The sequence below is a fragment of the Tessaracoccus sp. genome, assembly GCF_016714275.1.
Taxonomy (GTDB): domain Bacteria; phylum Actinomycetota; class Actinomycetes; order Propionibacteriales; family Propionibacteriaceae; genus Arachnia.
In genome coordinates, this window is the sequence record NZ_JADJNP010000001.1 from 1,171,646 (window position 1) to 1,192,107 (window position 20,462).

15 protein-coding genes and 2 tRNA genes are annotated in these 20,462 nt (G+C 67.8%); 6 read left to right on the forward strand and 11 right to left on the reverse strand.

Features of this window, described 5'->3' with window-relative positions; translation table 11 throughout:
- Positions 1-3 precede the first annotated feature (3 nt).
- On the forward strand, positions 4-3,054 hold the full coding sequence (locus tag IPJ61_RS05480; protein ID WP_297105548.1) for an ATP-binding protein: 3,051 nt from the start codon (positions 4-6) through the stop codon (positions 3,052-3,054).
- A gap of 168 nt (positions 3,055-3,222) precedes the next feature.
- On the forward strand, positions 3,223-4,245 hold the full coding sequence (locus IPJ61_RS05485) for an LLM class flavin-dependent oxidoreductase (protein ID WP_297103929.1): 1,023 nt from the start codon (positions 3,223-3,225) through the stop codon (positions 4,243-4,245).
- On the opposite strand, the gene IPJ61_RS05490 is transcribed toward IPJ61_RS05485, so the two are convergent.
- On the reverse strand, positions 4,226-4,579 hold the full coding sequence (locus IPJ61_RS05490; protein WP_297103931.1) for an ArsR/SmtB family transcription factor: 354 nt from the start codon (positions 4,577-4,579) through the stop codon (positions 4,226-4,228). The genes IPJ61_RS05485 and IPJ61_RS05490 overlap by 20 nt on opposite strands.
- A gap of 16 nt (positions 4,580-4,595) precedes the next feature.
- Between IPJ61_RS05490 and IPJ61_RS05495 the strand changes: the two genes are divergently transcribed.
- Together IPJ61_RS05495 and IPJ61_RS05500 are read left to right on the forward strand one after the other, a co-directional pair.
- A complete protein-coding gene (locus IPJ61_RS05495) occupies positions 4,596-5,087 on the forward strand; it encodes an SRPBCC domain-containing protein (RefSeq protein ID WP_297103933.1) in 492 nt (163 codons plus the stop codon).
- Between the two features lie 47 nt (positions 5,088-5,134).
- A complete protein-coding gene (locus tag IPJ61_RS05500; RefSeq protein ID WP_297103935.1) occupies positions 5,135-5,761 on the forward strand; it encodes a YdhK family protein in 627 nt (208 codons plus the stop codon).
- 28 nt (positions 5,762-5,789) lie between these two features.
- Here IPJ61_RS05500 and IPJ61_RS05505 read toward each other — a convergent pair whose 3' ends face one another.
- The 6 genes from IPJ61_RS05505 to otsB form a co-directional block, all read right to left on the reverse strand.
- Positions 5,790-6,638 carry a phospholipase A2 gene (locus IPJ61_RS05505; RefSeq protein ID WP_297103937.1) on the reverse strand — a complete coding sequence of 283 codons (849 nt, stop codon included), beginning with the start codon at positions 6,636-6,638 and terminating at the stop codon, positions 5,790-5,792.
- Positions 6,639-6,683: 45 nt separating this feature from the next.
- Positions 6,684-8,453 (reverse strand): hypothetical protein, encoded by a 1,770-nt coding sequence (locus tag IPJ61_RS05510; protein ID WP_297103938.1) that lies wholly within the window; start codon positions 8,451-8,453, stop codon positions 6,684-6,686.
- Between the two features lie 121 nt (positions 8,454-8,574).
- Positions 8,575-11,421 carry a leucine--tRNA ligase gene (gene leuS / locus IPJ61_RS05515; RefSeq protein ID WP_297103939.1) on the reverse strand — a complete coding sequence of 949 codons (2,847 nt, stop codon included), beginning with the start codon at positions 11,419-11,421 and terminating at the stop codon, positions 8,575-8,577.
- A 225-nt stretch (positions 11,422-11,646) separates the two neighbouring features.
- Positions 11,647-11,720, reverse strand: a tRNA-Ile gene (locus IPJ61_RS05520).
- A 71-nt stretch (positions 11,721-11,791) separates the two neighbouring features.
- On the reverse strand, positions 11,792-13,258 hold the full coding sequence (locus IPJ61_RS05525) for a M15 family metallopeptidase (protein ID WP_297103940.1): 1,467 nt from the start codon (positions 13,256-13,258) through the stop codon (positions 11,792-11,794).
- A 125-nt stretch (positions 13,259-13,383) separates the two neighbouring features.
- Positions 13,384-14,238 (reverse strand): trehalose-phosphatase, encoded by an 855-nt coding sequence (otsB, locus tag IPJ61_RS05530; RefSeq protein WP_297103941.1) that lies wholly within the window; start codon positions 14,236-14,238, stop codon positions 13,384-13,386.
- 100 nt (positions 14,239-14,338) lie between these two features.
- Between otsB and IPJ61_RS05535 the strand changes: the two genes are divergently transcribed.
- The gene (locus IPJ61_RS05535; protein ID WP_297103943.1) at positions 14,339-15,730 is read left to right on the forward strand and encodes an alpha,alpha-trehalose-phosphate synthase (UDP-forming); all 1,392 of its coding nucleotides are present in this window, start codon (positions 14,339-14,341) and stop codon (positions 15,728-15,730) included.
- Positions 15,731-16,311: 581 nt separating this feature from the next.
- Here IPJ61_RS05535 and IPJ61_RS05540 read toward each other — a convergent pair.
- The 3 genes from IPJ61_RS05540 to IPJ61_RS05550 all read right to left on the reverse strand — a co-directional run bounded on the left by IPJ61_RS05540 (position 16,312) and on the right by IPJ61_RS05550 (position 17,663).
- On the reverse strand, positions 16,312-16,677 hold the full coding sequence (locus IPJ61_RS05540; protein WP_297103945.1) for a hypothetical protein: 366 nt from the start codon (positions 16,675-16,677) through the stop codon (positions 16,312-16,314).
- 352 nt (positions 16,678-17,029) lie between these two features.
- Positions 17,030-17,105 (reverse strand) — tRNA-Asn (locus tag IPJ61_RS05545).
- A gap of 66 nt (positions 17,106-17,171) precedes the next feature.
- Positions 17,172-17,663, reverse strand: a complete 492-nt coding sequence (locus IPJ61_RS05550; protein WP_297103948.1) for a hypothetical protein — start codon at positions 17,661-17,663, stop codon at positions 17,172-17,174.
- Positions 17,664-17,767: 104 nt separating this feature from the next.
- Here IPJ61_RS05550 and IPJ61_RS05555 point away from each other — a divergent pair, with 104 nt between their 5' ends.
- Positions 17,768-18,637, forward strand: a complete 870-nt coding sequence (locus IPJ61_RS05555; RefSeq protein WP_297103950.1) for a sigma factor — start codon at positions 17,768-17,770, stop codon at positions 18,635-18,637.
- Here IPJ61_RS05555 and dnaG read toward each other — a convergent pair.
- On the reverse strand, positions 18,585-20,426 hold the full coding sequence (dnaG, locus tag IPJ61_RS05560; RefSeq protein WP_297103951.1) for a DNA primase: 1,842 nt from the start codon (positions 20,424-20,426) through the stop codon (positions 18,585-18,587). The genes IPJ61_RS05555 and dnaG overlap by 53 nt on opposite strands.
- Between the last annotated feature and the right edge of the window lie 36 nt (positions 20,427-20,462).

A 20,462-nucleotide genomic window follows, 5' to 3' on the forward strand; every position in this document is an offset into this window, starting at 1 on the left:
ACGATGCAGACCGACGGCCTCAACCAGCTGGACGCCGGTCTCCGGCTGGCGGCCGCCGTATCGACGACGTTCGATCCGCTCCAGTTCGCCGAGCAACCGGTTAGCGCGATCAACGCGCTCGCCGCCGTGTGCGAGGAGGTCGAGGTCGCCGGCGCGACCCACCGGCAGTGGCAGATGCAGGGGGACGCGCGGCGAGACGTGCTGCGGTCGCTGAAGAAGCAGCCAGACTTCGCCGAACTCCTCACCTCCGTGGAGGTGCCCGCGGATGATCGGTTCGCCACCTACCTCGTCGACGGCCTCGCGGGAGCGGCCGTGCGGGAACCCAGCGCCCCCGGTGCGCAGAGTCCTTCGGGCGCCGTCGACCTCGACGAGCTTCTCCAAGCCGTTCGGCTGCTCGACGACATCTCGGACTCGGAGACCGACTACGGCACGACGGAAAGCAACGTCCGCCGGCAGATCGCGCTCAACGACGCCGACGAGGCTCTGTTGGCCGTCATCCCGGATCGGCTCATCGGGCGCGACGAGCACCTCGCGCGGCTCTCGGCATACTGCGCGGCCCCCTTGCCGATGTCGCGCTGGGTGCCGAGCCTTGTGATCGAGGGCCCCGGAGGGGCGGGGAAGTCAGCGCTCGTCTCCACCTTCGTCTACACCCAGCGCCGGGACCCCGACGGCGCCCCCCTGATCTACTTCGACTTCGACCGCGCCCGGCTGATCGGCGCAGGCCCCGTCGACTTGACCATCGAGTTCACCCGGCAGCTCGGCCTTGCGGACGGCGCGCTCGAAGCGGAGCTCACGGACTTCCGCGAACGCTCCGAAGCGCTGCTCGGCGACAGCGATCCCAGCGCCGGGGTGGACGCCATCGGTGGCACGGCGGCCGCCGCACTGCGCGACCTCGGCTCCGTCCTCAGCGGTTGGCCCCAGCGGGAGGGGCCTATCACGGTCGTGCTCGACACGTTCGAAGAGGTCGCGATCCGCGGCTACACCGCGGTGTGGGACGTGCTTCAGTGGGCGGCCGATCTGCGCGACGCGGCGTTCCTGCCGCAGCTGCGCCTCGTCGTCTGCGGGCGTGCCGTGATCCCGGACGCGCCGCACCTCTCGCCCGAGGAGGTCCGCGCGATGTTCAACGAGGTCGGCCCTCCGCTGTCCGTGGGCGACCTCTCCGACATCGACGCCACGACGCTGCTCATGGAGCTCGGCGTCTCCGATCACACCGCGTTTGACCTTCCGCCGGTCTTCGGCGGCAACCCGCTGGTCCTGAAGCTGCTCCGCAGGTTCATCGCGGCAAACGACCCGGCGAGCGTCGCGCGGCTCCTCAGCGACGGCCGGGCCGCGCGACGCCAATCGCCGACGGCCGAGATCGGCCTGCGCTTCGTGTACGAACGCATCCTGAAGCGCATCGAGAACCCGGTCGTGCAAGCCCTCGCCTACCCCGGAGTCGTGCTGCGGCGCGTCACCCCGGAGCTCATCCTCCGGGTGCTCGCACCCGCGTCGTCGATCCCCCTGGACGTTCACACCGAGGCCCAGGCGCGGCAGGCGTTCGCCGAACTCGCCCAGCACGTGTGGCTCGTCAACAGGGTCGGCGACGACGTCGTCGAGCACCGCGCGGACGTCCGCCGCCTCCTCGTTCCCGGCCTGGAGGCCAGCCCGGAGATCGACGCAAGGAGGATCCACCTTGAGGCGGTGGACTACTACTCGACGCGCCCGCCGTCCGTGGATCCGCGGACCGCGCGGATCGAGGAGAACTACCACCTCGGCTTCCTGGACGACGATTACTGGAGACTCGCCCCGGCGGAGGCGGACGACATCGTGCGGGCGCTCGGACCGGACCTCGAATTCTGGCCGCTGCGCGTGCGGGCGAGGGTGAAGTCGTGGGCGGGCAGGCATGAGAGCCTCTCCGAGGAGGAGGTCGCCTCGCTGAGTTGGGAAGACCAGTACATGACTCGCGGCGCACGGATAGACAAGTACCGCAGCCTGGGCGACGTCAGCCACTCCAGCTGGGAGGAGAGGCAGCTCGACGCGGCCGGTCCCGGTGCCGGGGCGGCCGCGACGATCCCCGACTCGCGCTGGGTGCTGCTTTTCGACCGCGGCGAGTATGAGTTCATGCGCGACTCGGCGCGGTCGCTGCGCACTATCGACCGCTTCTTCGAGTCTCGTGGGCAGAGAAGCATGCTCCTCCCCAGCACTCATGAGCATCCGTGGTACATCGCGCTCGCACACCTGATGCTGAACAACCGTCGGGAACGGCTGCTTTCCGCGGAGACCATCGCCCTGCTGGAGCCGGTTCACCCGCACACCCGGCTCTATGCGGCGGCGCTCACGGCGCTCGCCGGGGACCGGGTGGGACACAACCTGGTCCTTGAGTCGCTGGATGCCTCTGAGCTGCAGGGACACGCCCGCGACTTGGGCATCTCCGAGCGGGCCGTCGACAGCGTCGAAGGGGCCATCATCATCCAGGCGGCGGAGTCCCTCGGCGGCCTCTCCGAACTCCGCATCCGCGTGACCGGCGACGCCTACGACATGTTCCGCCTTTCGCACCTCTCCGTGATCGTGGAGGCCACCGGCGACGCGCGGGCATCCGAGCGCCTGGTGGCGGAGACGGGGCGGTACACCCGGCGGCCGACGACCGGGGACCTCAACCGACTCCGCGTCGCGCTGAGGCAGGAGACCCCGGCGCTGGTGCTCGACGCGACGAGCCTGCGGGCGGCCCCGACGCCGCTCGCGTTCCTGTACGGAGCCGTCCGGGCCACTCTGGACCCGCTGGATCAGCCCTCCCTCTTGGAGATCATCAGCGGCATCGAGAACCGGTCGATCTTCTGGCCATCGGACCAGACGGCTGATGCCATCGGCAGAATGAGCGCGGGCCTCTCCCCCACCACCCTCACAGGCCTGATCGAGACCGCCGACAGCTGCGGACTGCTGACCGACCTGGTCGAGGCAGCCGCGGCGGGGACCGGCGCTCGGCTGGCACACCAGTTGCTCGCGGGGATCAAGCGCCTCGAGAATCTGCTGTTCCCGTTCGCGAAGCCGCGCGGAGAGCTGCCCAGCTTCCGCTGAGGGCCATATCGGGCCCCGGCCCACCCGCCCGTCGCGGGTCCGAACAGATGTCTGAGTTGACTGCCTGAGCAGGTGCCATACGTACAACTGAGCGAACCTACGCAGACGTATGTTCGACACCTCACGCGGCGGCCGGGAATAGTTCGTGGATCGGAGCGTTATGCCGACATGAGCGAGATCGAGTTCGGACTAGACACCTTCGGCGGCGTGACGCCGGACGCAGACGGTGCCCCCGTCCCTCACGCGCGGGTCATCCGTGATCTCGTCGATGACGGCATCGTCGCCGACCAGCTGGGTCTTGACTTCTTCGCCGTCGGGGAGCACCACCGCCCCGACTTCGCCGTTTCCAGCCCGGAGATGGTGCTGTCGGCAATCGCGGCGCGCACGGAGACCATCAGGCTGGGCTCCGCGGTGACCGTGCTGAGCTCCGACGACCCTGTGCGCGTGTTCGAGCGCTTCGCCACTCTCGACGCCGTGTCGGGCGGCCGGGCGGAGATCGTCGCAGGGCGCGGCTCGTTCATCGAGTCCTTCCCGCTTTTCGGGTACAACCTCCGCGACTACGAGGTGCTGTTCGAGGAGAAACTCGAGCTGCTCGCCGCGCTCTTGACAGAGGAGCCCGTGACCTGGAGCGGCAGCACCCGAGCCTCGCTCACCGATCAGCGCGTCTACCCCGAAACCGAGGGTGGCATCCGCGCCTGGGTAGGGGTCGGCGGCAGCCCCGAGTCCGTGGTCCGGACCGCCCGCTACGGCTTCGGCCTGTTCCTCGCCATCATCGGCGGCCCGGCGGCGCGCTTCGCGCCGTACATCGACCTGTTCGAGCAGGCCCAGGACGAGTTCGGCGTCGAGCGCAAACCCATCGCCATCCACTCCCCCGGCCTTGTCGCCGTGACCGACGACGACGCCCGCGAACTCGTCCGGGACGGGTGGTTCGAGATGCGCCGCAAGATCGGTGCCGAGCGCGGCTGGCCGCCGCCCGCTGTCGGCGAGTTCGAGCGCGAGATACAGGGCGGCGCCCTCTATGTCGGCTCGCCGGAGACGGTCGCCCGTAAGATCGCCGCCACGCTGAAGACGCTGCGCGTGGACCGCTTCGACCTCAAGTACGACCAGCCCGTCACGCATGCGGCGCAGCGCCGCTCCATCGAGCTCTACGGCGAGAAGGTCGTCCCGCTGGTCAAGGACATGCTCGCGTAGGGTCCTCCCCCAGTTCATCGAGATGCGCGAGCAGGTTGACGGCTGCGTGCATGTACTCGCCGATCCAGCGGTCATGGATTCGCTTGATCGGAAGCGGCGAGAGCGACAGGCGACGTTCTCGGCCCACCTTGCGCGCGTCCACGAGCCCTGCCCTTTCCAGGACCCGAAGGTGCTGCAAGACCGTCGTGCGATCCAGTCCCTCGATCTCCACGCACAACGCGCCCGTCGTTCGCGGACCCTCTTTCAGCACGTCGAGCATCCGACGGCGTATGGGAGAGGCGAGCGCCTTAAAGACGAGATCGTCATCCTGGCTCTTGTCGAACGACCCATTCATGTTGTAAGAATATAACATGAATTCCTCGGCACCCACCCAACCCGCCGCACTCGCGGAACTGTCCTTCACCGTCTCCGGCCGCGTGTCCCGGCCACGCTCCCGCGTCTACGAGGCGGTGGCCGACCCCGCACAGCTCTCCGCCTACTTCACCACCGGCGGCGCCCGCGGCAGACTTGAGCCCGGCTCCGACGTCACCTGGGACTTCGCGGACTTCCCGGGCGCCTTTCCGGTGGACGTCCTCGAAGCCGATCCGCCGCGCCGGTTCGTCATCCAGTGGGGCGCCGAGGAGGGCACCACGGACGCCGGCACCACTCGTGTCGTTTTCGAGTTCGAGTCCCTCGACGACGACACTCGCACCCTCGTCACCATCACCGAGACCTCCTGGCGTCCGACGTCGGCAGGCGCCGCGGCAGCGTTCGGCAACTGCGAAGGCTGGACCGGCATGCTGGCGGCACTCAAGGTATGGATCGAACACGGGATCAACCTCCGCGAAGGTTTCTACCGATAACTGGAACAATGGGCCCGTGGTGCTGTGAGCCACCCGAAAGGACCACCATGAAGACCCGCCTCGGATCCATCGTCGCCGCGGGGATCGCCAGCGCGGCACTCCTCCTCGGGGGCTGCTCCGGCCCTGACACCTCCACCGGGACGGCGCCGTCCACCTCCCCGTCGGGAGCTGCGCACGGCGGCAACGGTCACGCCGGAATGGAGCACCCCGCCGACGGCGGTCCGGTGCCCGAGGGGATGGTCGAGGCCACCGATTCCACCTACAAGGTCGGCGACGAGGTCATTCTGACGGCCGACCACATGCCCGGTATGAGCGGCGCGGTGGCCACCGTCGTCGGCGCATACGACACGTACACCTACTCGGTCACCTACACGCCCACCACCGGCGGCGACCCTGTCGAGGACCACCGCTGGGTCGTGCAGGAAGAGATCCGCGACGCCGGCAGCGAGCGCCTCCCCGACGGCGCCGCCGTCGCCCTGGCTGCCGCCCACATGGAGGGCATGGACGGCGCAGAGGCCACGATCGTCAGCTCCACGGACGAGACCGTCTACGTCGTCGACTACGAGGCGGACGGCATGACGGTGATCAACCACAAGTGGGTCGTCGAGAGCGAGATGCAGGCCCGCGGAGAGACTCCCACGCCGCCGGCCTGCGTCCTGTGCGGGAACCCGTAGGCCTCGGAAGAGGCTGAGGCGTCCACGATCAGCCGCCGTAGAACGCCTTGCCGCCCTCTTTGCGAACTGCCTGGTGGAATGCCTTCGCATAGGCATGGCACTCGCTCCAGGTCCTGCTGCCGGTTGCGTAGGAGGAGTTGCACCGCTTGCGGGCGTCGCTCAGCAGTTTGTCGTCGGCCTTCTTGCGGATCGCATCAGTAGGCGCGGTCCGGAGCTTCTGCCCGCCGTAGTTGCGGTAGGCGAAGTCGTGTCGGATGCACGCGTTCTTGAACACCTTCGCCCAGCGGGCCGCGACTTTCTTCGCCGGACCTGAGCAGCCGTCGTTTTCCCAGTCCAGGCCGTACCTCGTGGGCTTGCCTTCCTTCTGCTTGGCGTACTCCGCCTTCTGGGTCTTCATGAACTTCGCCAGCGACGTGTCCATCTGCTTGTCCACCCGGACCTTGAGGTCGGGCTTGGCCGCGCGCTCGGCGGGCACCTTTATGATCTTCTCCAGACAACTGTCCTTGAAGGAGTCGGCGGCGCACGCACGGACCCGCAGGCGGGACAGCTTCGACCCCCAGTCTGGTTTCAGGGAGAGTTTCACCGATCTGCTCTTGCCTTTGCCCTTGCAGAAGTCGGGAGTGCGCTTGTCGGGATCCCACCAGTCGTCGACTTCCAGAACAGCTTCGACGTACACGCAGTCGCCGTCGGCCCGGGTGTCGGTAAGGGTGCCGGTGACTTCCACGGTCCATCCTGTGCGCACGACCTTCAGGGAGGCCTTGGCCCACGCGGCGGAGATCGTGAGGTTGACCGGTGCGCTGGCCGCATGAGCCGGCACGGCCGCGAAGCCGCCGAGCATAAGGATGAGGCTCAGCAGGAGCACTCCGAGAATTCGCATGTGTTCGATCCTTCCGTTCGCGATGCTCCCGTTTCTCAGGTCAGCTCAGCCTTCCTTTTGTCCTCGCTTGCTGAAGAACGTGCCCAGGCTCAGGGAAACCGCCAGCACGGTAGCGCCGTAGATGAACGCGGCGACGTAGTCGCGGCCTGTTCCCCACGGCTTGTCGAAGTAGAACGCCTCGAGGCCCGCGTAGAAGGCGATCGCAGCGGTGACGAGGTAGAGGATCCATGGGGCCGCTGCTCCTGCCGCGGTTGTTGCGACCCTGGCCAGGCTGTCGAGGATCGGACGAAGGTCCGGTATCGGCAGACCTGCGGGGCTCACGATGTGCGTAAGGGTCGGCAAGCCTGTCCCCTCCGGCGTCGCGCCTGTCCCAGCGCCCGCTGAGGTGCCAGCATGCACCGACGCAAACAGGGCGGTGCAGTTGGCGCGAACCGCACGCACAGAGTCGACGAGGCCTCCCGTCAGCAGTGCGGCCGCGTCGTCGGAGTCGTCCACCAGTGAGGAAAGCCGCTCGATCTCGGCACGAACAGCCCTGAGTTCGGTGCGCTCGGTGGGACGGAGCGGACATGCGCCGATGCTGACGGCGGTGTCCTTGACGTTTCGGAGGTCCTCTCTCAAGGTTGCGATCTGAGCAAGCGCAGCGATCTTGGCTATGGTCTCGGCCCCTCGATACGTCCAACCCGGCGTCTCCGCGAAGTATGCGTCTGCTCGCTTGCGAAGCGGCGTCCCGTCGGCAAGCCACAACCGCTTGTCTTCGAGCGTGTCTCGGGCTTCCTTGAGCTTCGTCAGCAGACCGGCGTCCTCCTCTCGAGAGGCCAGCGCCTTCTCCAGCTCTGTGGTCGCCTCTGGCGTGAGGACAGTCACGAGGGGCCACAAGAACTTCGGCTTGCGGTAGGAGGCGACCAGCTTCGTCTCCGCCGCGAAATCGGGTTCCACCTCGATAGAGATAGCCCGGGCGGCATCCTCCACGGCCTGTCTCGCCACGGTCAGCCCCTTGTCGATCTTCTGCAGTGGCCGCACAACTGTCCAGACCGCCGTGGCGGCCCAGACGACGAGCACGCCAAGGGACGCGAGCACCAGCGCCATCCAGAGCGGCCGCTGTTGCGTGAGAGTGATGGCCAGCGCGTCGTCGCCGAACTTGATCGTTCCCGTGTATACGCCGGGCCTGATGCCGTCGCTGGCATAGGAGACCTCGAGCTGGCCGTCGGAGTTGCAGGTCACCTTCGTCGGCACAGAACCGCTGCTCCCAGCGAGCACCACATCCTGCGCCTTCCAGTTCGGGTCGCATTTCGCCTTCTGCGGGATGCTCATCGTCACGACCGCCTTGTCCGTTCGCCAGGCGCCTCGGGTCACCTTCCACTCACTGATTGCAGGCTGAGGGGTCTTCGGATCGTCCTTCGTGACGGTGGAGACCGGCAGTTCCACAACGGCCACTTGCGCATTGTCAGAAACCCCGATGGCGGCGACAAGGACGACGCCTTCCTCGACCCCTGTCGCGCTGATCTCGAACTCCTCCACGTCGCCGACCAGGAGCGTCTTTGGCTCTAGGAGCGAGGTCGGGGTCACCTTCCTCGAGTCCGCATCTCGCAGGACAGCGGTGACTCGGACCTCGACCGGTTGATTGGTGCCGTTCCCGACAGTGATGGTCCCTATCGCGGGGCCGGCGCTGGTCGGCTGGCTGAGGACGAGCGCGTCGCCGGGCACGACGGTGAAGCCGGTGGGCGGAGGCGCCTCGTCCGCACGCGCGACGTTCACTCCTCCAAAGAGCAGGGCGACAAGCGCAAAGGCGCCGATGCGCGCAAGAAGGCGGTACATAGCGAGACTCTAGGACATCCATGGCCTCTACGACGCGCAGGTGGGGCAATAGCTCGCCAGATCCCGCGACGGTCGCGCCGATGAGTCCTTCTCCTCACGGCAGCGCGAACGCGTGGCGGGCTCAGATGACGATGTTGACCAGGGACGGCGCCCGGACGATCACTGTGCGGATCGGCGCGTCGCCGATGGTCCGCTGCACCTTCGGCGACGCCAGCGCCAGGGCCTCCAGGTCGGGGGCCGTCGTCGACGGGGGGACGGCGAGGAGGTCTCGCACCTTGCCCTTGACCTGCACGACGCAGGTCACGGTGTCCGCCACCAGCAGCGCCTCGGCGGCCGTCGGCCACTCCGCGTAGGTGAGGCTCTCGGGGTGCCCCAGCCGTCGCCACAGCTCCTCAGCGATGTGCGGCGCCACGGGTGCGGTCATGAGCACCAGCGGCTCGACCGCGCTGCGCGGCACAGCACCGAGACCCGTGAGGTGGTTGTTCAGCACGATGAGCTTCGCAATAGCCGTGTTGACGCGCATGTTGGCCATCTCGGCGGTCACGTCGGCGATCGTGCGCGCGACGAGCCGTTGAGTCTCGGTGTCGGCGACGGTGTCGGTCACCGTGACCTCGCCGGTCTCCTCGGAGATCACGTTGCGCCACAGCCGCTGCAGGAACCGCTGCGAGCCGACGACGGCCCGGGTGTCCCACGGCCGCGACACGTCAAGCGGGCCCATCGACATCTCGTAGACGCGGAAGGTGTCGGCCCCGTAGGCGTCGTACATGTCATCGGGCGTGACCATGTTCTTCAGCGACTTGCCCATCTTCCCGTACTCGCGCGTGACCGGCTCGCCGTTCCAGGTGAAGCCCGCCTGCTCGTCGCCGGTGACCTCGGACGCCTGCACGTACACCCCGCGAGCGTCCTTGAAGGCGTAGGCCTGGATGTAGCCCTGATTGAACAGCTTGTGGAAGGGCTCGGCCGAGCTCACGTGACCGAGGTCGAACAGCACCTTGTGCCAGAACCGCGAGTACAGCAGGTGCAGCACCGCGTGCTCGACGCCGCCCACGTACAGGTCGACGCCACCCACGCGCCCACGCGGGCCGCCCGGACCCATCCAGTAGCGCTCCAGCTCTGGATCGACCGCAGCGTCGGAGTTGCGCGGGTCGAGGTAGCGCAGGTAATACCAGCAGCTGCCCGCCCAGTTGGGCATCGTGTTGGTGTCCCGGCGATACGTCTTGAGCCCGTCGCCCAGATCGAGATCGACTTCAATCCAGTCGGTCGCGCGCGACAACGGCGACTCCGGTTCCGACGTCGCGTCGTCCTCGGAGAACGTACGCGGCGAGAAGTCGGCAACCTCAGGCAGTTCGACCGGCAGCATGTCCTCCGGTAGGGCGATCACCCGGCCGTCGGCGTCGTAGACCACCGGGAACGGCTCTCCCCAGTAGCGCTGCCGCGAGAACAACCAGTCGCGCAGCCGGTAGGTGATGGCGCCGCGTCCAGTGCCCTTCTTCTCCAACCAGTCGGTGATGACCTGCTTGGCATCGGCCACGGTCAAGCCGTCCAGCGAGACCTCGTCGTTGGACGAGTTGACGCCCACACCGTCGCCCGTCCACGCGGCATCGGCGACGCCGTCGGGAGAGCCCGAGATGACTTCGATGATCGGTAGTTCGAACGCGGTGGCGAAAGCGTGGTCGCGCTGGTCGTGGGCCGGAACGGCCATGATCGCGCCGGTGCCGTACCCCATGAGCACGTAGTCGGCGACGAAGATCGGCAGGGGCTCGCCGTTCACGGGGTTGACGGCGTAGCCGCCCGAGAAGACGCCCGTCTTCGAGCCGGCTTCCGCCTGGCGCTCCTCGGAGGTCTTTGCGGCAGCGGCGGCTTGGTACGCGCGGACGGCCTCGGCGGGCGTTTCCGCGCCGCCCGTCCATACCGCGGGGATGCCGGCGGGCCACTCGGGGGCTGCCTCGGCCAGCGCGTCCACCAGCGGATGTTCGGGCGCGACCACCATGTAGGTGGCGCCGAACAGCGTGTCGGGACGGGTGGTGAACACAGTCAAAGCCTTGCCTGCCACGTCGAAGTCGACGTGGGCGCCATGCGAGCGGCCGATCCAGTTGCGTTGCATGGCCTTGACCTTGTCGGGCCAGTCCAGGTCGGCCAGGTCGTCGACGAGCCGATCGGCATAGGCGGTGATCCGCATGACCCACTGCCGCAGGTTCGACGTGAACACCGGATAGTTGCCGCGCTCGGAACGGCCATCTGCCGTCACCTCTTCGTTCGCGAGCACCGTTCCCAAACCCGGGCACCAGTTCACCGGCACCTGGTCGACGAACGCCAACCGGTACTCGGCCAGCACCTGCTCGCGCTCGGCCGGGCTGAGTGCTTCCCACGTCGCGTTGCCCGGCAGCGCTCGCGTGCCGTCGGCAAACTGGGCTGCCAGTTCGCTGATCGGCCGCGCCGCGCCCAGCGAGCCGTCGGGAGCGGTCGCGTCGGCGTCGAACCACGAGTTGAAGACCTGCAGGAAGATCCACTGCGTCCAGCGAACAAAATCGGGGTCGGTGGTGGCGAACGAGCGGCGCGGATCGTGCGCAAGGCCCAGGCGGCGCAACTGGCGCCGCATCGTCGCGATGTTCTGCTCGGTGGTGATAGCCGGATGCTGCCCTGTCTGCACAGCGAACTGCTCGGCCGGCAGGCCGAAGGCGTCGTAACCCAACGCATGCAGCACGTTTGCGCCGCGCATCCGCGTGAAGCGCCCCACGACGTCGGTGGCGATGTATCCCAACGGATGTCCGACGTGCAGGCCCTTACCGGACGGGTAGGGGAACATGTCCATCACGACGAACGACTCCATGGGCACGAGGGAACCGTCGGCGAGATCGCCGACCGGGTTCGGCGTATTGAACGTGCCTTCTGCTTCCCAGCGGTCCTGCCAGGCGCGCTCGATCGTCTCGGCCAACTGGGCCGTGTACCGGTACGGGGTGGTGCTCATCGTCGTTCCTCTGCTTGCTCCGGGCACAAAAAAACCTCCCGTGCAGGGAGGTGCGCCGCACGAAACCATCGTGCGGCTAGGTAAGGAGCAGATCGGCCCTCATGGCCTTAAGTTATCACACGCACATCACTAGGCACCCCAGGATGAGTCGATGAACGACGCCGGAAGGCCACGCGGGAACACGCGCCATCGTCCAACGCGATGTGCTCTCGTAAGCGCTTTGGGTGGGGCGTGCGGGGCTCGAACCCGCGGCCAAGGGATTATGAGTCCCCTGCTCTAACCGGCTGAGCTAACGCCCCTCAGCAGATAGGCCACGATCGTAGCGGACCAGACGCTTTCATCGACCGCCCCCTCTGGAGGCGACGTTGCCTCACTTCTGGAAGTGGTGCCAATCCCAGCCGGCGTACCAGGCGAAGCCGCGCTTCGTGAGCGCCTTCACCATCGGTGAGTTCTTGTGCAGCAGGCCGGGGGTCTTCGTCGGGCGCTTGGTGGCGTAGGTGGCGTCCGGGTACCACTTCCCGCCCACACGGTATGGGTTCTGTGCCGGGTTGATGTCGATGCTCCTACCGTAGCTGTGCGGGGAGACCCGCTTGGAGTTGCCTGTGACCTTGCGGCAGTTGTAGGCCGACGTGTTGTTCGCGGCCATCATCTTGATGTCGTTGGCCTTCCACACATCAGGGTTGCGCATCTGCGCGATCTGGAAGCCCTTGTTGAACGCCTCCTTGAAGGCCGCCTCGACATCCTTGGCAACGGTTCGGCGGACTATCAGCACGCCATCTTTGATGTTGCCGTCGTAGTCGCGGTAGGTCATGCGGATGGTGGAGAGCTTCGATGGGTCGACCGAGCACCCCTTCTTGTACGTGTACTTCACCTCTGACGCCTTCGTCTTGCGGATCGACGACTCCCATCCCCGACGGCGCAACGTGAACGACGGCGAGTGGTACTCCCCCACGGATGAGTCCACCCGAACGCGGTACTTGACCTTGCCAGCCTTCTTCCTGTCGTGGGCAAGGTCGATGGCGAAATACCCCTTGGCGTCCGACGTTACCTTGGAGACGTTCTTCCACGCCCCACTCACGTAGGCCTGAGTGCGGACGACGCGGCCACCCTCGCCGACGACGCGGCCCTTGGCCGTGGCCTTCTTTCCCTTCTCGGCGGTCTCCGGCACGGTGGTGAGCGTCACCCGCGGGGTTCGGGTGATGGTGAACTCATCGGAAGAGGATGCGCGGGCGCTGCCTGCCGCCTTGATGCGGTAGGTGGCTTTCGACGCCTTGTTGAGCTGGTGCGTGGGGGTGAGCGTGAAGCTCGACCCGGACACGTCCGCGCTGATGTGGCTCTTCCAGCTCCCGTCGACCTTCACCTGAAGAGTGACCTTCGCGGACGACTCACCGCCAAGCGTTGCCTCGACTCGTGCCGTCGAGCCGACCTCGACCTTCGACGGACGAGCGGTGACCTTGACGCTGGGGGCAACCGGGATCGTGACTGTCTCCGACGTCTGGTCGTCCGCTGCGACCCTGAACTCGAGGGCGCCGGACACGGTCGGGTTGTATGCGAAGGAAAACGTGTCGGCCTCGGGCGCGTCCACGACGGCCGTCCAGTGTCCGTCGATGAGGTGCTCTAACGTGGCCGACGACGAGCGGTCGAGGGTCCCCACAACGACGACCTCTCCCCCACCAAACGTCTCAGGCCCGGTCGCTGAGGAGATGGCGATCTGGATCGGCTCGGGTGCCGGCTCCACCACTACGGGTTGTGCGGCGCTGTCTGCTGCGGCCATGTCGGCACCGCCGAGTACAGCAAGGGCAGCAACGAGGACGAGGATTCGGACGAGATGGGTCATTCGGGGAGCCTCCACTGGTGGTGAGTTGAGGCGACGCCCCTCATTGATGTACGCGTTCGTGCCCTCGTTGCGTGACAGCACATTCCGACGAAGACGTCGGTGATGGTCGCGCACCCGCACCGCGATCAGCTTCGCGCGTTGGGTTGCCCCGCCGACCTAAGTGTGAGCGCGAGCGTGGCCAACCAGGCCGCCACGCCCTCGGGACCGTCGCACACGACGTCGGCGCGCTCCGCCAGCGCGGGCTGCTCCGCCGACGCGGCGACGACGGCGCAGGTGGCGAGGCCCTCGGCGCGCAGTTCGTCCAAGACGCCAAATGCGGGCAGATCGCCCAGGTCGTCGCCGCACATCGCGACGGCCGACACGCCCGTCTCCGCGACCAATGCCCGCAGCGCGTCCCCCTTCGTCAGCGACGAGGCGCGCAGCTCCAGCACGCTCCGACCCGGCTCCAGCACCAGGCCGTGGCGCGCGGCGATGGACGCCAACGGCTCCCGCAGCGCCTCGTAGGCACCGACGGGATCGGGCGCCGGGCGGGTGTGCACCCCCAAGGCACGACCCTTGTCCTCCAGGCGGACGCCGACGAAACGAGGGTCGGCGAGCAGGGCCTCGAGTTCAGGCCGCGCCGAGGCGATCGACGTCGGCACCTCGGGCGGGGTCTCCTTCCCGGTCGCCGCGTCCCAACGCTCGGCGCCGTACTGGCCGAGGACCACGAGGCGCTCCAGCCCGGGCCTACCCTCCAGCCGACCCAGCTCTCGCACCTTCGCGACCCCCCGCCCGGTGATGATCGCCACCACACCCAGCGCGGGGCCCAACTGCGCCAAGGCCTCCGCAGCCGCCGGAAGCAGCCGCGAGTCCTCAGGGTTCTCGACGATGGGCGCCAGCGTGCCGTCGAAGTCGGTCGCAAGCAAGACCTTCCCTGGCCGCGCCGCCGCGGCTTGGAGGAACTGGGTGGCGAAGTCTGTCTGGGCGCGGAAACTCGTCATGGCCCTACTCTGCCAGGTTGGTCAGACGCCGCCTCAGATCGTCGTAACCAGACTGTCAGAGCGCCTCGCTATGGTTGTCACGAACCGAGGAGGAATCCCTATGGCCGTTAACGCAGAGTTCGTGGTGGTCGCCAACAGGCTGCCTGTCGACCGCATCGTCGAGGACGGAGAGGTCTCGTGGCGCACGTCGCCCGGTGGCCTCGTCACGGCCCTCGAGCCCGTGATGCGCCGTCGCGGCGGCGCGTGGGTCGGCTGGCACGGAGCCCCTGACGAGGCGCTTGAGCCGTTCGAGCACGACGGCTACGCCATCGTCCCCGTGCCGCTCAGCCAGTCCGAGTACGAGGAGTACTACGAGGGCTTCTCCAATGCGACGCTGTGGCCGCTCTACCACGACACGGTCGCGTTCCCGGAGTTTCACCGCGAATGGTGGGACGCGTACCTCATCGTCAACCAGCGGTTCGCCGAGGCCACCGCGGAGGTCGCCGCAGAGGGCGCGACGGTGTGGGTGCAGGACTACCAGCTCCAGATGGTGCCCAAGCTGCTGCGGGAACTGCGGCCGGACCTGAAGATCGGCTTCTTCCTGCACATCCCCTTCCCGCCCGTCGAGCTGTACTCGCAGCTGCCGTGGCGCAAGGAGATCCTGGAGGGCCTGCTGGGCGCCGACCTCGTCGGCTTCCAGATCCCCACCGCTGCGGCGAACTTCCGACGGCTCGTGCGGGCCCGCACGAAGCGCAAGGTCGAGCGGGACCGGGTCACCGTAGACCATGGCGCCTGCTACGCCCGCGCATACCCCATCGCCATCGACACCCAGGGCTTCGCCGACCTGGCTAACTCCCCCGCGGCGATCGCGGAGGCCGAGGCGCTGCTCGACGAGCTCGGGCACCCGAAGCTGGTGCTGCTCGGCGTCGACAGGCTCGACTACACCAAGGGCCTGCGCCAGCGCGTCCGCGCTATCGGCGAACTCTTCGCGGAGGGCAAGCTCGACCCGTCGGAGGCCGTCTTCCTGCAGGTCGCCACGCCGTCGCGCGAGCGGGTCGACGAGTACCGCCGTCTCCGCGACGACATCGACCTCCTCGTGGGGCGCATCAACTCCGAGGTAGGCGGAGTCGGGCGCCCGCCGATCGTGTACCGCCACGCCGGCTTCCCGCGCTCCACGATGGCCGCGATGTACCGCATCGCCGACGTCATGGTGGTCACGCCGCTTGCCGACGGCATGAACCTCGTCGCCAAGGAGTACGTCGCCTGCCACCCGAACACGAACGGCGCGTTGGTGCTGAGCGAGTTCGCCGGCGCCGCCCAGGAGCTTCGCCAGGCCTACCTGGTAAACCCCTACGACCTGAACGGGCTCAAGGAGACCATCATCCAGGCGGCCACGGACCCGCGCGCCAAGCGCCAGCGGCGGATGCGCGCGCTGAAGAAGCAAGTGGCCACCAACGACATCGACAAGTGGGCCGACCGCTTCCTCGGAGACCTCGCCACCGTGACGACCTAGCAGGCACGCGGGGCGCCGACTCGTTCCGACGACGCCCCATGCACTTAGGTGCACAACCCAACACCCTAAGAAGGGCCGGCCACCCTTTCGTCCATGGGGTGCAGTACGTTGACAGCGAGATGGATGTTAGCCAGGACCGCCCTGCCCCCCGGGCAATCCACGCCGAGACGTGCGAACTGTGTCACGGCTCGGCAAGCAGCATGCAATGCACCGTCCGCTACTACGTCGCCAACCTCATCGCCGTCGCCATCGTGGGCGGCGGCATCCTGATACTCACGACCGCCGCCATCCTGCTGTACCGGCTCTTCACCTGACTGGCGAGCTACACCTTCACGGTGAACAGACCTGACCTGTCGCCGAGCCTCGTGAGTGAAGCCCACGCACCCGACTCGCGCCACGCCCGTCGCTTCTCGGCGGTGTCGACATGGCGCCGATGGCGCGGAGCCGGGACATTGGAAAGACCTCGTGGTTCAACCGCGACAGGTGGCCACGACCTCACCGTCCTGGCCAAGGACCTCACCCTCGATCTGCGGTGGCCGATCCCAGTCGAGCGCAATATCCGCCTCCGGTCTCACCGTCGCCTAGGCGATCACGACACCGTCAACAACGGGATGCGAGGTCGTCGCGGTGTCACCGACCAGGCGCAGTCGCACCGCCGTGGCGTCGGTGCGTACCGTCCCGCTGTCGTCACGAACGGCGCCGGTCCCTCGCAGCCCGTACTCCTCGACGGTGCCCTCCTCGCTGCGCGCCAACGAGCTCGGCTGGACCGGGCACGCCTGGGGCCCAGGCTCGGCATTCGCCCCGACAGCAAGCTCCAGTGCCGCGTTGCCCCAGTTGGGGAGCCGGGAGACCATGCAGCCGACGACAGTCGAGTGCTCGTCGATGGCGGCAGTCCCGTTGTCGCGCTCAGGTCGGAATCGGAGGCCCATCCGGGTCTCGGTGGGCATCGGTCGACGACGACCGACCGCGGGATCGCGGGCTGCTTCCACCATTCGCCCGGCTGGTGAACACTCAGCGCCCAGTCTACGGGCACCTCCTCGCTCGGGATCGGCGCGGCACAACCCATTGAGAACAACACGACTGCACCCGTCACCGCGGCAGCGATGCGGCCATACCTCCAGCCCATTGCCTACTCCCCCTTCAGCGCCGCCAAGGCCTCGCCTGCGAGGCCACCCGAGTCCCCCCATTGTGCCAGGCGCAGCTCAGTCCGTATTGCACTAAGGCAATACAGGGGCAAACAGGACACACGTACACATGACACACGCCCTAACCAGGCTCTGGCTAGGGCGTGTATCAGCATGGCTCCCCGGACTGGACTCGAACCAGTAACCCTTCGATTAACAGTCGAATGCTCTGCCAATTGAGCTACCAGGGAATGGCACTGCTGCGCGAGAAAGAACGTTAGCAGAGATGCCGACACCGGGCCAATCGACGGGCGCCGCTACGCGTACTCCACCTTCAGCCGGTCAGTCTCCGCGACGACGATGGCTCGCGTCGCCTCGTCGCCCAGGTCGGCGCCGCCTGACGGGATCGCGTACCAGTGCAACACCGAGTCCGCGCCCAGCCCGCGGCGGGCGACGATCTGCACCTGGCCGCGCGCCACGTCGAGCACCGTGCTGACCACCATCGACGCGTTGACCCGCTCCCGGAACACCTCGGGCAGTCGGTTGACCTCGGTGAGCGAGATCTCATGCTGCTGGTTGTCGATCGTCCGGAACCGGAACCGTTGCGCCTCCGCCTTCCAGGCGCCGCCACCCACCTCAGCCCAGGGCCACACGGTCCAGGTCTCGCCGCGCTTGAGGGCAAGCTCCTGGCGAGTGGCGGCCAGCAGCACACCGTCGCCGACGGCGTGGGCGAGCACGTCGGCGCGGTGCCCGACGGCGTCATCGAGGCCTGCGAAGAGGGAACGATCGGGGCGCGAGAACCAAGCCATGCTCCCATTCTGCCGCCTGTGGAAAAGAAGTGTTGTCCGTCGAACTTGTCCACAGATCACCTCGGGGCCTTCCGCGGCGGCGTCGACAACAGCAGGCTCGCCGCATGAGACTCCGATACAGCGACCTGCCCATGATCACCCTTGAGCCCGGCGAGGACATCGCCCTCGCCCGCGCCCTTGAGGCGGGTGTGTACGCAGCTCATCTCCTCAAGGAGCACGGACCGGACGCGAGCCTGGAGCAGGTCGTCGCTGCGGGCGAACGGGCGAAGGAGCGACTGTGGTGGGCCGGCTCGCGCGTGGCCGCCCACCTCGCCCACCAGGTGGCGGCCATCCAACTGCTGCCGGTCGACGACCTGGTCCAGGACGCCTACCTCGCCCTCAGCGAGGCCGTCGTCCGCTTCGACCACACCCGTGGCATGCGATTCACGAGCTTTGTCTACCAGAGCGCCACCCAGGTGCTTGTCGAGGCCTACCGGCACAGGCCGGGCACACTGCCGCCGACGCGCGGTGACCGTTGGGCCGCAGCCCTCGCCACCACCGAACGAAACCGGCTGCTGCACCTCGGCGTGTCCGCCACCCTCGCGGACGCCGCCAAGGCCGTCGGCGTGTCGACCACGGCCGCCATCCGCGGCGCGATGGAGACCGTCAGCCTGGGGATCGAGTGGGCCGAGGAACTCCCGGCCGAACCCGAGGACGAGCCGATCGGCTGCGGCACCGACTTCCTCGCGCTCCTCCACCCCACACACGCGCAGATCCTGACCGCCCGCTACGGGATCGGCCGGGCACCGCAGACCCTCGCCCAGGTCTCGAAGGAGCTACGCAGGTCACCGTCGACGGTCGCGCGCTGGGAGCGGGCCGCACTGGTCGAGGCGCGGACCCTGCTGACGGCTGATCGGACGACGATGAAGCGTCCCGAGCCGTCTAGCCGAGCCCGACGGCGAGCAGTTTCTTGCGCTGCATCTCCAGCTCGGTGAGCTCCGCGAACTGTGCGCGATGACTCGTCGACTCCTTCAGCGGATCCGTCCGCTGCAGCTTGGACTTCACGTCCGCGATCCGACGGGTCACCGTCGCCAGGCGCAGCCGCGCCACGTGCGTCGACGAGTACAGCTCGTCGGGTTCGCGCAACAGCGGCTCGACAAGCAGCGCGACGAGCAACTGCCGGACGAGGTCGTTCTGCGCCTCGGCCCGGAGGCGGTCGGTCCAGTTGTCGCCGAACGGCACCGCCGTGATCAGCCGGAAGACGGCCTGGTAGCCCGGATGGGTGAAGTCATGCACCTCCACGCCGTTCCAGGCGGCGTCGAAGGTCAGCGGGTACTGCAGCATCAGCTTCTCGGTGTCGCGCTCGATGCGCAGCGCAGGGTCGTCGGGGCTCGGCCACGCCGGGTCCGGCGCCGGAGGTTCGTCGTCCGGGGGCGGCTCGTGAAGGTCCACCACCTGCGCGGGCGCGCGCCGCCCCACCCGGGCGGCCTCCCGGCGCACGTCGTCGACGTCCATGCCCAGCATCCCCGCGAGCTCGCGCAGGTACTGGCTGACGAGCGATTGGTCGCGGATCGCGCCGACGAGCGCGGCACCCTCGCGCGCCGCCGCGAGGCGGCCGTCGGCCCGGTCGAGGTCGTAGCTCTTGGCGATGTTGCTCATCACGAACCGGTACAGCGGGATCCGGCGGCCGACGAGTTCGCGGACCGCCGCCTCGCCCTGCTCCATCCGCAGGTCGCACGGATCGAGTCCGCTGGGCTCGACGGCGACGTACGTCTGCGAGACGAAGTTCTGGTCGCCCTTGAATACCTTCAGGGCCGCGGCCTGGCCCGCCTTGTCGCCGTCGAACGTGAAGATGACCTCACCGTGCAGGCCGGTAGACGTGCCCATCAGGCGCTGCAGGAGGCGCGCGTGATCCTCGCCGAACGCCGTGCCGCAGGACGCCACCGCTGTGCCGACACCCGAAAGATGAGCGGCCATGACGTCGGTGTAGCCCTCGACGATCACCGCCTGCGACTTGCGGCCGATCTCGCGCCGAGCCAGGTCGAGGCCGTAGAGGACGTGCGACTTCTTGTAGACCGGCGACTCCGGGGTGTTGATGTACTTGGCGGGGAGACGGTCGTCGTCGAAGATCCGGCGCGCGCCGAAGCCGAGCACCGCCTGGGCCGAGTCGCGAATCGGCCAGAGGACCCTGCCGACGAAGAAATCACGCCCGCGATCGCGAATCAGACCCGCGGCCTTCAGCACGTCTTCCTCGAAGCCTTTCGCGTGCAACGTCTGCCGCAGCGCCGACCCGTGCCGCGGCGCGTAGCCAACGCTGAACTGGAGCGCGTTGGCACGGTCGAACTGGCGGCCATGCAGGAAGCGACGCGCCTCAACGGCCTCGGGTGAGTCGAGCTGCGCGGAGAAGAACTCCTCCGCGGCCTCGTTGGCCTCGAGGATCCGCTTACGGAGGCCGGGCGCCTGGCCCGGCGTGCCGTCGTCCTCGATACGAAGCACGATGCCCGCGCGGTCGGCGAGCACCTGGATGGCCTCGACGAAGGAAAGGTTCTGCTGGCGCTGCAGGAACGTGATGACGTCGCCGCCCTCCCCGCAGCCGAAGCAGTAGTAGAAGCCGCGCGACGGCGTGACCTGGAAGCTGGGCGTCTTCTCGTCGTGGAACGGGCACAGCCCCTTCAACGATCCTCCGCCGGCGTTGCGGAGCGCGACGTAGCTGCCGACCACGTCCTCGATGCGGCTGCGCTCGCGGACGGCGGCGATATCTTCCTCGTTGATTCGGCCCGCCATGACGCACGAGTGTAGCCGCCTCGCGGACCGTGCGAA